At 73.1% G+C, this 15,436-nt stretch carries 15 protein-coding genes; 9 read left to right on the plus strand and 6 right to left on the minus strand.

Annotated features, from left to right (window positions below; translation table 11 throughout):
• Nucleotides 1-5: 5 nt before the first annotated feature.
• Nucleotides 6-833 (plus strand): enoyl-CoA hydratase family protein, encoded by an 828-nt coding sequence (locus AC4OXY_RS35050; RefSeq protein ID WP_356021597.1) that lies wholly within the window; start codon nt 6-8, stop codon nt 831-833.
• A 7-nt stretch (nt 834-840) separates the two neighbouring features.
• Entirely contained in the window at nt 841-3,108 is a 2,268-nt protein-coding gene (locus tag AC4OXY_RS35055) for a bifunctional salicylyl-CoA 5-hydroxylase/oxidoreductase (protein ID WP_376286821.1), read from the plus strand.
• Nucleotides 3,109-3,142: 34 nt separating this feature from the next.
• Here the strand turns inward: AC4OXY_RS35055 and AC4OXY_RS35060 are convergent, their stop codons facing one another.
• Both AC4OXY_RS35060 and AC4OXY_RS35065 read right to left on the minus strand, forming a co-directional pair.
• A complete protein-coding gene (locus AC4OXY_RS35060; RefSeq protein WP_491991642.1) occupies nt 3,143-3,955 on the minus strand; it encodes a PaaX family transcriptional regulator in 813 nt (270 codons plus the stop codon).
• Nucleotides 3,956-3,970: 15 nt separating this feature from the next.
• Complete coding sequence (locus AC4OXY_RS35065) at nt 3,971-5,563, minus strand: AMP-binding protein (protein WP_376286817.1); 1,593 nt, start codon at nt 5,561-5,563, stop codon at nt 3,971-3,973.
• A gap of 165 nt (nt 5,564-5,728) precedes the next feature.
• Between AC4OXY_RS35065 and AC4OXY_RS35070 the strand changes: the two genes are divergently transcribed.
• Nucleotides 5,729-6,871 (plus strand): acyl-CoA dehydrogenase family protein, encoded by a 1,143-nt coding sequence (locus AC4OXY_RS35070; protein ID WP_491991643.1) that lies wholly within the window; start codon nt 5,729-5,731, stop codon nt 6,869-6,871.
• Nucleotides 6,872-6,906: 35 nt separating this feature from the next.
• Complete coding sequence (locus AC4OXY_RS35075) at nt 6,907-7,314, plus strand: RidA family protein (RefSeq protein ID WP_362821644.1); 408 nt, start codon at nt 6,907-6,909, stop codon at nt 7,312-7,314.
• 20 nt (nt 7,315-7,334) lie between these two features.
• Here AC4OXY_RS35075 and AC4OXY_RS35080 read toward each other — a convergent pair whose 3' ends face one another.
• On the minus strand, nt 7,335-7,529 hold the full coding sequence (locus tag AC4OXY_RS35080) for a DUF5999 family protein (protein ID WP_356021606.1): 195 nt from the start codon (nt 7,527-7,529) through the stop codon (nt 7,335-7,337).
• Between the two features lie 245 nt (nt 7,530-7,774).
• On the opposite strand from AC4OXY_RS35080, the gene AC4OXY_RS35085 reads away from it, so the two are divergent.
• Nucleotides 7,775-8,224, plus strand: a complete 450-nt coding sequence (locus tag AC4OXY_RS35085; protein ID WP_376286811.1) for a DUF6299 family protein — start codon at nt 7,775-7,777, stop codon at nt 8,222-8,224.
• Between the two features lie 66 nt (nt 8,225-8,290).
• Here AC4OXY_RS35085 and AC4OXY_RS35090 read toward each other — a convergent pair whose 3' ends face one another.
• The 3 genes from AC4OXY_RS35090 to AC4OXY_RS35100 form a co-directional block, all read right to left on the minus strand.
• Nucleotides 8,291-8,503, minus strand: coding sequence for an acyl-CoA carboxylase epsilon subunit (locus AC4OXY_RS35090; protein ID WP_356021610.1), 213 nt, complete (start codon nt 8,501-8,503; stop codon nt 8,291-8,293).
• An 11-nt stretch (nt 8,504-8,514) separates the two neighbouring features.
• The gene (locus tag AC4OXY_RS35095) at nt 8,515-10,059 is read right to left on the minus strand and encodes an acyl-CoA carboxylase subunit beta (protein WP_376286808.1); all 1,545 of its coding nucleotides are present in this window, start codon (nt 10,057-10,059) and stop codon (nt 8,515-8,517) included.
• 110 nt (nt 10,060-10,169) lie between these two features.
• Entirely contained in the window at nt 10,170-10,955 is a 786-nt protein-coding gene (locus AC4OXY_RS35100; RefSeq protein ID WP_356021614.1) for an AfsR/SARP family transcriptional regulator, read from the minus strand.
• Between the two features lie 433 nt (nt 10,956-11,388).
• Between AC4OXY_RS35100 and AC4OXY_RS35105 the strand changes: the two genes are divergently transcribed.
• The 4 genes from AC4OXY_RS35105 to AC4OXY_RS35120 all read left to right on the plus strand — a co-directional run bounded on the left by AC4OXY_RS35105 (nt 11,389) and on the right by AC4OXY_RS35120 (nt 15,410).
• On the plus strand, nt 11,389-12,408 hold the full coding sequence (locus tag AC4OXY_RS35105; protein WP_362821623.1) for a DUF2156 domain-containing protein: 1,020 nt from the start codon (nt 11,389-11,391) through the stop codon (nt 12,406-12,408).
• 52 nt (nt 12,409-12,460) lie between these two features.
• Entirely contained in the window at nt 12,461-12,610 is a 150-nt protein-coding gene (locus AC4OXY_RS35110; protein ID WP_356021618.1) for a hypothetical protein, read from the plus strand.
• Nucleotides 12,611-12,867: 257 nt separating this feature from the next.
• A complete protein-coding gene (locus AC4OXY_RS35115; RefSeq protein WP_356021619.1) occupies nt 12,868-13,983 on the plus strand; it encodes a fatty acid desaturase family protein in 1,116 nt (371 codons plus the stop codon).
• Nucleotides 13,984-14,042: 59 nt separating this feature from the next.
• A complete protein-coding gene (locus tag AC4OXY_RS35120) occupies nt 14,043-15,410 on the plus strand; it encodes an MFS transporter (RefSeq protein WP_356021621.1) in 1,368 nt (455 codons plus the stop codon).
• Nucleotides 15,411-15,436 lie beyond the last annotated feature (26 nt).

Here is a 15,436-nt window from a genome sequence, read left to right on the forward strand (position 1 = left end):
ACGTCATGAGTCCCTTCACCGGCTCCGCCGCCCGCACCTCCGACTGGGAGCACCTGCGGGTCTCTCTCGCCGACGGGGTCGCCACCGTCACCCTCGCCCGCCCCGACAGACTCAACGCCCTCACCTTCGGCGGATACGCCGACCTGCGCGATCTGCTCGCCGAGCTCTCCCGGGAGCGTGCCGTGCGCGCCCTGGTGCTGGCCGGCGAGGGCCGCGGCTTCTGCTCCGGCGGCGACGTGGACGAGATCATCGGCGCCACGCTCGCCATGGACACCGCCCAGCTGCTCGACTTCAACCGGATGACCGGCCAGGTCGTGCGGGCGATCCGTGAATGCCCGTTCCCGGTGATCGCCGCCGTGCACGGGGTGGCGGCGGGCGCGGGCGCGGTCCTCGCCCTGGCCGCCGACTTCCGCGTCGCGGACCCCTCGGCCCGCTTCGCCTTCCTCTTCACCCGCGTCGGCCTGTCCGGCGGCGACATGGGCGCGGCCTATCTGCTGCCCCGGGTCGTCGGCCTCGGCCACGCCACCCGCCTGCTCATGCTGGGCGAGCCGGTCCGCGCCCCCGAGGCGGAGCGCATCGGCCTGATCAGCGAGCTGACGGACGAGGGCCACGCCGACGAGGCGGCCCAGGCCCTCGCCCGCCGCCTCGCCGACGGCCCGGCCCTGGCCCACGCCCAGACGAAGGCCCTGCTGACAGCCGAGCTGGACATGCCGCTGGCCGCCGCGGTCGAACTGGACGCCCAGGCCCAGGCTCTGCTGATGAACGGCGAGGACTACGCCGAGTTCCACGCGGCGTTCACCGAGAAGCGCCCGCCGAAGTGGCAGGGGAGGTGACACCGGCATGAAGGTCGCCGTCATCGGGGGCGGTCCCGGCGGTCTGTACGCCGCCGCCCTGCTCAAGCGCCTCGACCCGGCCCGCGAGATCACCCTGTGGGAGCGCAACGCCCCCGACGACACCTTCGGCTTCGGCGTCGTCCTCTCCGACGAGACCCTCGGCGGCATCGAACATGCCGACCCCGTGGTCTACGAGGCCCTGCGCCGGGACTTCGTCCGCTGGGACGACATCGACATCGTGCACCGGGGCACGACCCACCGCTCCGGCGGCCACGGCTTCGCCGCACTGGGCAGGCGGCGCCTCCTGGAGATCCTGCACGAGCGCTGCCACGCCCTCGGCGTGGACATCCGCTTTCGCACCGAGGCCCCGCGCCCGGACACGCTGTCGGCCGAGTACGACCTCGTCATCGCCGCCGACGGGGTGCACAGCACCACCCGCGAGGCGTACGCCCACGCCTTCGGCCCCCGGGTGAGCGCACACCGCTGCCGTTACATCTGGCTCGCCGCCGACTTCCCCTTCGACGCCTTCCGCTTCGAGATCGCCGAGACCGAGCACGGCCCGGTGCAACTGCACGGCTACCCGTACGCGGCCGACGCCTCCACCGTGATCGTGGAGATGCGCGAGGAGGTGTGGCGGGCGGCCGGATTCGAGGAGCCGGAGCCGGCGGAGTCCGTCGAGCGGTGCGCCAAGATCTTCTCGGCGGCCCTGCGCGGCCGCCCCCTGCGCTCCAACAAGTCGGCCTGGACGACGTTCCGGACGGTGGTCAACGACCGGTGGTCCCACACCAACGTGGTCCTTCTCGGCGACGCCGCCCACACCGCCCACTTCTCCATCGGCTCCGGCACCAAGCTCGCCGTGGAGGACGCGCTCGCCCTCGCCGCCTGCCTGGAGGAACAGCCGGACGTGGCACGGGCGTTGACCGCGTACGAAGCGGAGCGCCGGCCCGTCGTCGCCTCCACCCAGCGGGCCGCCCGGGCGAGCCTGGAGTGGTTCGAGGACCTGGCCCGCTACCGCGCCCAGCCGCCGCGCCAGTTCGCCTTCAACCTGCTCACCCGCAGCCGCCGGGTCACCCACGACAACCTCCGGCTGCGCGACGCGCACTTCACCGGGGCCGTCGAGCGCGAGTTCGGCTGCCCGCCCGGCACGCCCCCGATGTTCACCCCGTTCCGGCTGCGCGGACTGACCCTGCGCAACCGGGTCGTGGTGTCGCCGATGGACATGTACTCCGCCGTCGACGGCGTCCCCGGCGACTTCCACCTCGTCCACCTCGGCGCCCGCGCCCTCGGCGGGGCCGGGCTGGTGATGACCGAGATGGTGTGCGTGAGCGAGCAGGGCCGGATCACCCCGGGCTGCGCCGGGCTGTACACGGGCCGGCAGACCGAGGCGTGGCGGCGCGTCACCGACTTCGTGCACCAGCAGGCGCCGGGCACGGCGATCGGGGTGCAGCTCGGGCACGCCGGCCGCAAGGGCTCCACCCGGCCGATGTGGGAGGGCATGGACGAGCCGCTGCCCACGGGTAACTGGCCGCTCGTCGCCGCCTCCCCGCTGCCGTACAAGCCGGGCAGCCAGCTGCCGCGGCAGCTGTCGCGGGCCCAACTGACCGATGTGCGCGAGCAGTTCACGGCCGCCGCCTGGCGGGCCGCACGGGCCGGGTTCGATCTGCTCGAACTGCACTGCGCCCACGGCTACCTGCTCTCCGGCTTCCTGTCCCCGCTCACCAACCGCCGCACCGACGGCTACGGCGGCTCGCTGGAGAAGCGGCTGCGGTTCCCGCTGGAGGTCTTCGACGCCGTCCGCGCGGTGTGGCCGGCCGAGCGGCCGATGACCGTCCGCATCTCCGCCACCGACTGGGCCGAGGGCGGGACGAGCGCCGAGGACGCCGTCGCGATCGCCCGGGCCTTCCGCGCGCACGGCGCCGACGCGATCGACGTCTCCACCGGGCAGGTGGTGGCCGAGGAGCGCCCGGAGTTCGGGCGGTCGTACCAGACGCCGTTCGCCGACCGGATCCGCCACGAGGCAGGGATCCCGGTGATCGCGGTCGGCGCGATCTCCTCGTGGGACGACGTGAACTCCCTGATCCTCGCCGGACGCACCGACCTGTGCGCCCTCGCCCGCCCGCATCTGTACGACCCGCACTGGACCCTGCACGCGGCGGCCGAGCAGGGCTACGACGGCCCCGGCGTCGGCTGGCCCGCCCCCTACCGCGCGGGCAGCCGCCGCCCGCAGACCGGCCGCACGGACGCCCCGAAGCCCCGGCTCACCCTCGGCCGCTGAGCTGTCGGTGCGGCCCGCTGCCGCGTCCGACGCCTCACACCCCGGCGAACTCCGCGCCCGCGTCCCGCAGTCGTGCGTGCAGTGCGCGGAAGACCTCCGCCGAGCGCAGGCCCGGCCACCCCGCGGGCAGCAGGTCGGTGGGCAGGCCGGGGTCGGTGTAGGGCAGGTGGCGCCAGGAGTCGAGGGCGAGGAGGTAGTCGCGGTAGGCCTCCTCGGGCGGGGTGCCCGGGCGGTGTTCCCAGGCGCGCAGCACCGGGGCGTGGGTGTCCAGGAAGAGCTCGTGCTCCTTGGCGATCGCGGCCAGGTCCCACCAGCGGGCGACCGCCTCGGTCGTCGGGGCGAAGCCCAGGTGCGCACCGCGGAAGAAGTCGACGTACGGGTCCAAGTGGAGGCGGCGCAGGGTGTGTTCCGCCTCCTCGTGCAGCCGCGCCGGGGCGATCCACACCCCGGGGGCCGCCGTGCCGAAGCCGAGGCCGGCCAGCCGGGAGCGCAGCACGTGCCGCTTCTGCCGCTCCGACTCGGGCACGGAGAAGACCGCCAGCACCCAGCCCTCGTCCCCGGGCGGCGCCGCCGCGTAGATACGGCGGTCGCCGTCGTCCAGCAACTGGCGTGCCTCGGGGGAGAGTTCGTAGCCCGCGGCGCCGGCGGCCGTGCGGGCCGGCACCAGCAGGCCGCGCCGTTTGAGCCGGGACACCGAGGACCGCACGGAGGGCGCGTCCACGCCGACCGCGGCCAGGAGCCGGATCAGCTCCGCGACGGGCACGGGGCCGGGCATGAAGCGGCCGTACGCGCCGTAGAGCGTGACGATGAGGGACCGGGGGGCGTGCTGCTCGGACACGTTGATCATTTTAGGTCTTCGGCATCACTGCTGGTCACCATCGGTGCGCAGACGGAACCGCTGCAGCTTGCCGGTGGCGGTGCGCGGCAGCGCGTCCAGGAAGACGAACACGCGCGGGCATTTGTAGGGCGCCAGCTCCCCCAGCAGGAAGCGGCGCAGGGCCTCGGGGTCGCGCGGCGCCCCGGCGCGCAGCACCGTGTACGCGACGGCGACCTGTCCGCGCGCCGCGTCGGGGCGGCCGACGACGGCCGTCTCCACCACGTCCGGATGGCGCAGCAGCGCGTCCTCCACCTCCGGCCCGGCGATGTTGTACCCGGCCGAGATGATCATGTCGTCGGCGCGGGCCACATAGCGGAAGTAGCCGTCGGGCTCGCGGACATAGGTGTCGCCGGTGACGTTCCAGCCGCCGCGGACGTATCCGCGCTGACGCGGGTCGGCCAGATAGCGGCAGCCGACCGGGCCGCGCACGGCCAGCAGCCCGGGCTCGCCGTCGGGCACCGGGCGGCCGTCCGCGTCCTGCACCCGGGCCTGCCAGCCCGGCACCGGCACCCCCGTGGTCCCGGGTCTGATGTGCTCGTCGGCGGCGGAGACGAAGATGTGCAGCAGCTCGGTCGCGCCGATGCCGTTGATGACCCGCACGCCGGTGCGCTCGTGCCAGGCCCGCCAGGTGGCCGCGGGCAGGTTCTCGCCGGCCGAGACGCAGCGCCGCAGCGAGGAGACGTCGTGCCCGTCCAGCTCGTCCAGCATGGCGCGGTAGGCGGTCGGGGCGGTGAACAGCACCGAGACGCGGTGCCCGGCGATCGCCGGGAGCAGGTGTTTCGGGCCGGCCTGCTCCAGCAGCAGGCTGCTGGCACCGGCCCGCATCGGGAAGATCACCAGCCCGCCGAGGCCGAAGGTGAAGCCGAGCGGGGGAGAGCCGGCGAAGACGTCGTCCGCCCGGGGGCGCAGCACGTGCCGGGAGAAGGTGTCCGCTATGGCGAGCACGTCCCGGTGGAAGTGCATGCACCCTTTCGGGCGACCCGTGGTGCCGGAGGTGAACGCGATCAGGGCGATGTCGTCGGCGGCGGTGTCGACCGCCGGGAACGGGGTGTCGGGCGCCGGGCGGCACAGCAGGTCGTCCGGGCCGTCCCCGCCGTAGGTCAGGATCCGCAGGTCCGGTGTCCCGGCCTTCACCAGGTCGGCCACCGCGCGTATGTCGCACAGCGCGTGCCGCACCCGGGCGATCTCGCACATCGTCGCCAGCTCGTGCGGGCGCTGCTGGGCCAGCACGGTGACCGCTATCGCTCCCGCCTTCAGCACGGCCAGCCAGCAGGCGGCGAGCCAGGGTGTGGTAGGGCCGCGCAGCAGCACCCGGTTGCCGGGGACCACACCGAGGTCGCCGGTGAGCACGTGCGCGATCCGGTCGACGCGGGCGCGCAGTTCGCCGTACGTCCAGCTGGGGCCTTCCGGGGTGTGGAAGACCGGGCGGTCCGCGTCGGCGTGGTCCAGCAGCTGCGCCGCGCAGTTCAGCCGGTCGGGGTAGCACAGCTCCGGCAGGTCGAACCGCAGCTCGGGCCACTCGTGCGGCGGGGGCAGATGGTCGCGCGCGAAGGTGTCGACGTGGGCCGTGACGTGCATGGCGGTTCGCCCCCTTGCCGTGACGGACGGAACTCTGCGGCGGGCTCGTGCCTGGAGCGTATCGTCTTGGTGACGGCAGTCAAGCTAGCGCGATAACGTCAGAGGGAAGACGGCAACGAGGAAGGGCGGGGCGCCCCGTGGCCCGCCCCGGAGGGAGGACCGGCCGTGCCCGCATTCTCACTCGAACCGGAGCAGACCGCCTGGTGCGCCGAACTGCGCGCGCTCGCTGCCGCACGGCTGCGCCCGCTCGCCGACCAGGGGGAGCCGGGCCACGTCAACCGGCCGCTCCTGACCGAACTCGGACGACTCGGCCTGCTGGAGCGGCTGTTCACCTCCGGCGCGCTCGACCTGTGCCTGATGCGGGAGTCCCTCGCGCAGGCCTGCACCGAGGCCGAGACCGCCCTCGCCCTCCAGGGCCTCGGCGCCCATCCGGTGCACGCCCACGGCAGCCCGGCCCAGCGCAAGCACTGGCTGCCGAAGGTCGCCGACGGCAGCGCGGTCGCGGCCTTCGCGCTGAGCGAGCCCGGCGCCGGCTCGGACGCGGCCGCGCTCTCCCTCGCCGCCGAGCCGGACGGCACCGGCATCGGCGGCTGGCGGCTCACCGGCGAGAAGTGCTGGATCTCCAACGCCCCCGAGGCCGACTTCTACACCGTCTTCGCCCGCACCACACCCGGCGCCGGAGCCCGCGGCGTGACCGCCTTCCTCGTCCCCGCCGACCGCCCCGGACTCACCGGCACCGCCCTGGAGATGCTCTCCCCGCACCCCATCGGCGCCCTTCGCTTCGACGCCGTCCCGGTCACCGCCGCCGACGTGCTCGGCGAGACCGACCGCGGCTTCGCCGTCGCCATGGGCACCCTGAACCTCTTCCGGCCCAGCGTCGGCGCGTTCGCGGTCGGCATGGCCCAGGCCGCACTGGACGCCACCGTCGACCACACGCGGCGGCGGGAGGCGTTCCGGGGCACGCTGAAGGACCTCCAGGCCGTCGCCCACCAGGTCGCCGAGATGGCGCTGCGCACCGAGGCGGCCCGGCTGATGGTCTACGCGGCGGCGACCGCGTACGACCAGGGCGCCCCCGGCGTCCCCGGGCGGGCCGCGATGGCCAAGCTGCTCGCCACCGAGACCGCGCAGTACGTCGTCGACACCGCCGTCCAGCTGCACGGCGCCCGCGCCCTGCGCCGCGGCCACCTCCTCGAACACCTCTACCGCGAGGTGCGCGCACCCCGCGTCTACGAGGGCGCGAGCGAGGTCCAACGAGGCATCATCGCCAAGGAGTTGTACGCCACCGCTGACCATCAGGAGGCCCGGTGAGCACCGAGCGCGTCAACCCGCCCACCCTCACGCGAATCAACCCGCCCACCCTCACGCGTATCAACCCGCCCACCCTCTCCCCGCCCTCAGGCTTCTCGCACGCCGTCGTCGCCGCCGGCTCCCGTGTGGTGTTCCTCGCGGGCCAGACCGCCCTCGACACCGACGGCAAGGTCACCGGCGCGACGCTCCCCGAGCAGTTCGAGAAGGCGCTCGGCAACCTCCTCACCGCCCTGCGCGCGTCCGGCGGCACCCCCGCCGACCTCGCCCGGGTCACGGTCTACGCCACGGACGTCGCCGCCTACCGCGCCCACGCGGGCCGGCTGGGCCGGATCTGGCGGGACCTCGCGGGCCGGGACTATCCCGCGATGGCTGTCGTGGAGGTCGTACGGCTGTGGGACGAGCAGGCGATGGTCGAGCTGGACGGGTTCGCCGTACTGCCCTGACCGGTGTCCGTCCAGGCCGTTCAGACCGCCGCCGGGGGCCGCTCCGCCGGAAGCCGGCACGGCGGGACGACGCTGCCGTCCGCGTGCAGCTCGCCGCTGTCGTCGAAGACGATCGAGCCGTCGCACAGCAGCGTCCAGCCCTGTTCGGGGTGGGCGGCGACCGGGTGCCGCGGGGCCGTGGCGGACGCGGGGCACGAGGACCGGCAGGAGCACATGGCGCACCTCCACAACGGGACGTGAGCGGGGCCGGCGGGTCCGGCCGTCGCCCGTCACCTCAGACCATGCGACCGCCGTGAACGCGCCGGAACCGCTCGCCGTGAAGCGTGACAACACCCGGACAACTCCCGGACGGTTCCATGACGCGCCACCGTTGGAGTGACGGTCACGCCCTGCGGCACGGACGCCCGGTATCCAGTGGAACTCTCGACCCCATCACCCCAGGGAACCGGGAGGTACCCCCATGCCCGTTCGCCCCGCTCTCGCCTCGGCCCTCGGCGCCGCGGCCCTGCTCTGCGCCGCCGTCGGCCCGGCCGGCGCCGCGCCCGCTGCGCCTACGGAGACCGTCACCGTCGACGCCACCGGCAAGCTCGCCTCCGACGGCACCGTCACGCTCTCCGGCACCTACCGGTGCACCGCCGGCACCGGACCGGTGTTCGTCAGCTCCTCGATCAGCCAGGGCGACTCCCGCGTCCGGTACGGCATCGGCGGCAGCGGCGCGCGGTGCGACGGCGCCGAGCACCACTGGAAGAACTCCGGCAAGCCCGGCGAAGAGACCCTCAAGACCGGCAAGGCCCACGTCCAGGCCACCCTCATGGAACTGCGGCCCACGGACACCGGCCTCATCGGCGACCTCCCGCTGCCCGCCTTCCACGCGACGGCCGACCAGGACATCACGCTCGCCAAGCAGTGAGCCCCGGCCGTGAGCCGGACGGCCCGGGCGCGCAGCGGCCCGGACCGCCCGGCGGCCCCGCCGGGCTCAGGAGCGCTGCCAGCTGTGCGGGGCGTGGTAGGCGTGCGGGCGCCAGGAGGTGCCGCCGGGGGTGGCGGGGGCGGTGCCGGGCGCGGTCAGGGCGCTGCGGCTGAGCAGCAGCACCGCGAGCGCGGCCAGCTCCTCCGGTGAGGCCTGACCCCGCTCGACGCGGATCGGGGGGACCGGGGACGCGGGGGACAGGGGAGCGGATCCGGACATGGGAACCTCCGTCACTGTGGGGGATTGCCGTGTTTGCGGGCGGGGCGCTCGGCGTGCTTGGTGCGCAGCATCGACAGCGCCCCGATGAGGACCGCGCGGGTGTCGGCCGGGTCGATCACGTCGTCCACGAGGCCGCGTTCGGCCGCGTAGTACGGGTGCATCAGCTCGTTCCTGTACTCCTTGACCAGCTCCGCGCGCCGGGCCTCGGGATCGTCGGCCTCGGCGATCTGCCGGCGGAAGATGACGTTCGCGGCGCCCTCGGCGCCCATCACGGCGATCTCGTTGGTCGGCCAGGCGTACGTCAGGTCCGCGCCGATCGACTGGGAGTCCATGACGATGTACGCGCCGCCGTAGGCCTTGCGCAGGATGAGGCTGATGCGCGGCACGGTCGCGTCGCAGTAGGCGTACAGCAGCTTCGCGCCGTGCCGGATGATGCCGCCGTGCTCCTGGCCGACGCCCGGCAGGAAGCCCGGCACGTCCAGCAGGGTCACGATCGGGATGCTGAAGGCGTCGCACATCTGGACGAAGCGGGCGGCCTTTTCACTCGCCTCGATGTCCAGCACGCCGGCCAGGGTCTGCGGCTGGTTGGCGACGATCCCGACCACCTGCCCGTCGAGACGGGCCAGCGCACAGATGACGTTGCGCGCCCAGCGCTGGTGCACCTCCAGGAAGTCGCCGTCGTCGACGATCTCCTCGATCACCTTCGCCATGTCGTACGGCCGGTTCCCGTCCACCGGCACCAGGTCCGCGAGCGCGGCGCAGCGCCGGTCCGCGGGGTCGTCGCAGGGCACCGGGGGCGGGTTCTCGCGGTTGTTGCGGGGGAGGAGGGAGAGCAGATAGCGGACCTCCTCCAGACAGGTCTCCTCGTCGTCGTAGGCGAAGTGGCACACGCCGCTGGTCTCGGCGTGCACGTCGGCGCCGCCGAGCCCGTTCTGGCTGATCTCCTCGCCGGTCACGGCCTTGACCACGTCCGGGCCCGTGATGAACATCTGCGAGGTCTCACGGACCATGAACACGAAGTCGGTGAGGGCCGGCGAGTACGCCGCGCCGCCCGCGCACGGGCCGAGCATCACACTGATCTGCGGGATCACGCCCGAGGCCGCGGCGTTGCGGCGGAAGATGCCGCCGTATCCGGCGAGCGCGGTCACGCCCTCCTGGATCCGGGCGCCCGCCCCGTCGTTCAGGGAGACCAGCGGCGCGCCGGCCGCCAGGGCCATGTCCATGATCTTGTGGATCTTGGCCGCGTGGGCCTCGCCCAGGGCACCGCCGAAGATCCGGAAGTCATGGGCGTAGACGAAGACCGTACGGCCCTCGACCGTGCCCCAGCCGGTGACGACGCCGTCGGTGTACGGCTTCTTCGCCTCCAGTCCGAAGCCGGTCGCCCGGTGCCTGCGCAGCGGCTCGACCTCGTGGAACGAGCCCGCGTCGAGCAGCAGGCCGATCCGCTCGCGCACGGTGAGCTTGCCCTTGGCCCTCTGGGCGGCCGTCGCCCTCTCGCTGGGGCCGGCGAGCACGCTGTCGCGTATGCCGGCCAGTTCCTCGACGCGGGACCTCATGTCTCCCCCTGCATACGTGAAGTGACGGAACCCCACTGGTCCGCCCAGCCTGGCAAGGCGGGCTGACCGGGGGCTGACGAACCGCTTACGCGGGACAACACCGCTGTTCCTCAGGCCAGTTGGAGGTGGGCGTCCCCGCTCAGGGCGGGGTCGTGGGCGAGGATCGCGCTCTCGACGCGGCGCAGCGCGGGGGAGGGCTGGATGCCGAGCTCGTCGTCGAGGCGGCGGCGCATGCGGCGGAAGGCGTCGAGGGCGTCGGCCTGCCGGCCCGCGCCGTACAGGGCGATCATCAACTGCTCGCAGAAGCGCTCGCGCAGCGGGTGGTTGGTGTGCGCCTCGGCCAGCTCCGCGAGGACGGCCGCGTGCCGTCCCAGCCGTAACTCGGCGTCGAAGCGCAGCTCCATCGCGCGCATCCGGTACTCCTCCAGGCGGGCGCCCGCCAGCTGGCACAGCGTGCCGCCGGGGAAACCGCCGAAGACCGCCCCGCGCCACAGCGCCAGCGCGTCCTCCAGCAGCCGGGCGGTGCGGCCGGCGTCCGCCGCGCCGGCGCCCTCCGCCTGCCGTACGGCCCGGACGAACTCGGCCGCGTCCAGCTCGCCCTCGCCGAGGCCCAGCCGGTAGCCGGCCGGATGGATCGTCACCCGCGAGGCCGCGCGGTCCGGCTCCAGCGTGCGGAGCCTGCGGCGCAGCCGGCTGATGTGCGCCTGGAGGGCGTTGGCCTGGTTGTCGGGGGCGGCCTCACCCCACATCTCCTCGGCCAGGCTCTCCCCGGACACCGGCCGGCCCTCGCTGACCAGCAGCGTCTGCACCAGGATGCGCTGGAGATCGCCCGGGACGTCCGCCGGGCCCGCGTCGGTGCGTATCTCCAGTGGTCCGAGAACGGAGAACCTCAGCATGTCTTTCCCCCTTGATGACAATTCCTCGGCGACGGTGTTTCCGATGTGGTGCTGCGGTGGCAGAGAAGGGTGACCGCATACGCCTCGCCCCGGCGGGCCTCGATTTCCTTCAGCGGCCCGCCGGGGCGGATTGTCCGCCGGGACGGGGGCGGCCGGCGGTTCCTGGGATCCGGAATGGTGAATTCTCATTCACCCGCGTTCGGACATCGCGATCCGGCGGTGGTGCGTACCACGGTGGGGAGGGCGGGATCCCGGCTCCGGTGCTCCGTGCCGTTCACGTCCACCACAGTGACACCGTGCGCTGACGGAATGCTGACACGCTTCTGACGCAGGGCAATGAATTTCCAACGGCCCTTTTCCCGGACGGTCCGGCGGTGCTGTACTCCCTGCAACACTCCCATGCCGCGAAAACGCTCCCGAAAGGGGTACGCGAATGACCGCCACCACCACCGAGGCCGCCACCGGAAGCAGCACCGACAGCCGGATTCTGGAGGCGATACGATCCCACACCGCGAGTGAGAATCCGAGTTCTTTCCTGGCGCTCAACAGCGGAAACAGCGTCTTCACCGCCCCGGGCGCGGACGGGGTCGTCGTGTACCGCCGCACCGGCCGCTGGGCCGTGCAGTTCGGCGGCCCCTTCGCCGCCGAGGAGGACTACGACACCCTCCTCGACGCCTTCCGGCAGCGCGTCCGGGACGAGGGGCTCGGCCTCGTCGGCGTCCAGCTCCAGCGCGCCGACGCCGAGCGTTACGCCCGGCGCGGCTTCACCGTCAACCAGGTCGGCGCCTCCTGGGCGGCGAGCCTCGCCGAATTCACCCTGCGCGGCACCAAGTTCATGCAGCTGCGCAACAAGATCTCCCGCGCCCACCGCAACGGCCTGACCATCCAGGAGGCCGACGCCGCCGACGTGCGCGAGGCCATCGCCGCCATCGACGCGGCCTGGCTCGGCTCCAAGGGCGGCGCCCAGCAACTGGAGTTCCTGGTCGGCCAGATCGGCGGCCCGGCCCAGGCCCACCGCCGGCTCTTCGTCGGCACCATCGACGGCGCCCCGGTCGCCTACATCTCGTACTCCCCGGTGTACGGCAGCCGGGCCGGCTGGATGCACGACCTCAGCCGCCGCATCCCCGAGGGCTCCCCGGGCCTGATGGAGGCCATCAACGCGCACGCCATCGAGGTGTTCCGGGCCGAGGGCGTCGAGTGGCTGCACTTCGGGTTCACCCCCTTCACCGGGCTGGACGCGAGCCACGAACTCGATGGCCACAGCCCGGCGTTCCAGTGGCTGATGCACGCCCTGTGGGCCGAGGGTGCCGCGCTGTACCCGGCGCAGACCCAGCTGTCGTACAAGCAGAAGTGGGCGCCCGACCTGAGCATCCCCGAGTACGTCGCCATCGACGGCCCGCAGGCCTCGCTGCCCGGCTTCGCCCACGTCTTCCGTGCCTGCAACGCCTTCTGACGCGTCGTCAGAGATCACCGCATCGTCAAAGACCACCGACAAGGAGAAAGCCGTGAGCCGGTCCACCGAGGAACTCCAGCACGCCATGGTCGAGCAGCTGATGGCCGTCATCGGGGCACCCGACGACCAGCAGGTCGCCGAGGCCGCCGACGCCGTCGTGCGCGCCCTGGACGAGCGGCTGCGCGCCGAGGCGGCCGCCTGAGCGCGGCAGGCACCGCACGTCCGATCAGAGGGACATCAGTGTCACATCAGCGCTCCACGGAACGCTGGACACACGTTCGCCCGGCGGTCCGGGCCCGGGAGCACCGCACTGTGCTCCCGTCGCCCCGGTCCGCCGGGTGAGCCCCGCCCGCGACGGTGACCGCGCGCGGGAGCTGAAGTCGACTCGCGGCGCCCGCAGCTCCGCCCGGCCGCGGCGCCGCCGCCCGATCCGGGCACTTCTCCCAAGGAGAGCAACGCATGCAGCGTCCGCACATACAGACGGCCGGGGCCCCCGCCTCCGCGGCCACAGCCCGCCCCGGCGCCTCGGCGACCTTCGCCGAACTGCTCAAACGGGTCAAGGCCGAGGGACTGCTCGACCTCGACCCGCGCTACTACGTGGGCAAGCTCGCCCTCAACACCCTCCTGCTGCTGATCGGGTTCGCCGCCTTCTTCGCACTGGGCGACTCCTGGTGGCAGCTCGCCACGGCCCTGTGGATGGGCCTGTGCGGCGGCCAGTCGGCGTTCATGTGGCACGACGCCGGCCACAAGGCGATGTTCCGCAGCAAGAAGGCCGCCTCCGCGGTCGGCTACGTGCACGCCAACCTGGTCAACGGGGTCAGCTACGGCTGGTGGGTCAACCACCACAACCGGCACCACTCCAACCCCAACCACCTGGACATGGACCCGGACATCGGCCGGCGCACCGCCATCTTCGACATCAAGCAGTACCCCTCCCGCAAGGGCACCCAGAAGCTCGTCGTGCGCTACCAGAGCGTGCTGTTCTTCGTGCTGCTCGTGCTCGAAGGCTTCAAGATGCTGAAGACGGCCGTCCTGTCCATCGCCCAGGGCAAGACCAAGCGGCCCGCGCTGGAGACCTTCCTGATCCTGCTGCGCACCGCCGTCTACCTCGGCCTCGTCCTCACCGTCCTGTCCCCGGCGCTCGCGGTCGCGTTCGTCGTCGTCCAGCACGCCGCCCTCGGCGTCTACTTCGGGATGATCTTCGCCCCGAACCACAAGGGCATGCAGATCCGCGACGGCGAGGAGGAGACCCTGGACTGGCTGGAGCGCCAGGTCCTCACCTCCCGCAACATCCGGCCCAGCCTGCTCGTCGACTTCCTCTACGGCGGCCTCAACTACCAGGTCGAGCACCACCTGTTCCCGGCCATGCCGCAGAAGAGCCTGCCGCGCGCCCGCGAACTCACCATGCAGTACTGCGCCGAGCGCGGGGTGCCGTACCACGAGGTCGGGTTCTGGGCCTCGTACCGCGAGGTCGCCTCCTATCTGCACGAGGTCAGCGCGCCCGTGCGACGCGGTGACGTCGCGGAGCAGATCCGCCGCCAGGCAGCGGCGGCCGAGGCCGCCCGGGTCGCCTGAGCCCCGGCCCGCGCCCGCCGAGCCGTCCCGACGTCCGCCCGCCCCAAGGAGCACGATCCATGTCCCAGACCACCGCGGCGGCGGGCGGTGTCACCGCTCCCGCCCCGATCGGCGCCCGGCTGGACCGGCTGCCGATCCTCCCGCTGCACCGCAGACTCACGGCCGTCATCGGTGTCGGCCTGTTCTTCGACACCTTCGAGAACAATCTCTCCGGCACCCTCGGCAAGGTCCTGCAGAGCGACTTCGGCTTCGGCGCGACCTCGCTCAAGCTCGTGCTGGCCTCCGGATTCCTCGGCCAGTTCCTCGGTTCCCTGACGCTCGGCCGGATCGCCGACCGATTCGGCCGGCGCCGGGCCTTCCTCGTCAACCTCGCCCTCTACTCGGCGTTCTCGCTGCTCGGCGCGCTCGCCCCGAACGCCGCGTGGCTGATCGGCACCCGCTTCCTCGCCGGCCTCGGTATCGGCGCCGAACAGGCCCTGTCCGACTGCTACCTGGCCGACGTCCTGCCCGCCGGCCGGCGCGGCCGGTTCATCTCCGGCGCCTACACGCTCGCCTTCTGCGGCGTCCCCGCGGTGGGCTTCGCCGCGCTGTGGCTGGTCCCGCGCACCCCGCTCGGCGTGGCGGGCTGGCGCTGGCTGTTCGTGCTCGGCGCGCTCGGCTCCGCCGTGGTGTGGCTGCTGCGGCGGGGGCTGATCGAGTCGCCGCGGTGGCTCGCGGTGAACGGCCGCGCCGCCGAGGCGGAGCGGCTGGTGTCGCGCATGGAGGCGGAGGCGGCCGGCCGCGGTCTGCTCCTCACCCCACCCGAGACGCGGCCCGGGCCCCCCGCGCACGCGGCCGCTTTCCGGGACGTCCTGCGGCCGGGTCTGCGACGGCGCACCCTCGTCCTCTGGCTCTTCTCCGTGCTCTCGGTCGTCGGGTACTACGGCTTCGGGACGCTCGCGCCGCAGATCGTCGCCGCCAAGGGGTACGGCATCGTCGCCGGGCTCGGGTTCACGGCGTTGTCCTTCCTCGGGTACCCCGTGGGCTCGGCGCTCGCCCTGCCCGTCGTGGACCGGGTCGAGCGGCGCACCCTGATCGCCCTGTCGTCGGCCGCGATGGTGGTGGCCGGACTCGGCTTCGCCTGTGCGGGCTCGGCCGCCCTGGTGGTGGTCTGCGGATTCGCCTACACCCTGTTCAGCAACGTCTTCTCCAGCGTCTCGCACGTCTATCTGTCCGAGCAGTACCCGACCTCGATCCGGGCCACCGCCGCCGGCGCCGCCTACTCGCTGTCCAAACTCAGCGCCGGCGCCCTGCCGTTCGCCCTGCTGCCGGTCCTCGACGCCCACGGCCCCGGCGCGCTGTTCGGCGTCATCGCCGCCGCCATGGCCGTCCTCGCCCTCACCGTGCTGACCCTCGGTGAACGCACCACCGGCACCCCCGTCGACTGAACCGACCTTTCTGGACAAGGAGTTGA

It is taken from the genome of Streptomyces sp. HUAS MG56, from assembly GCF_058673395.1.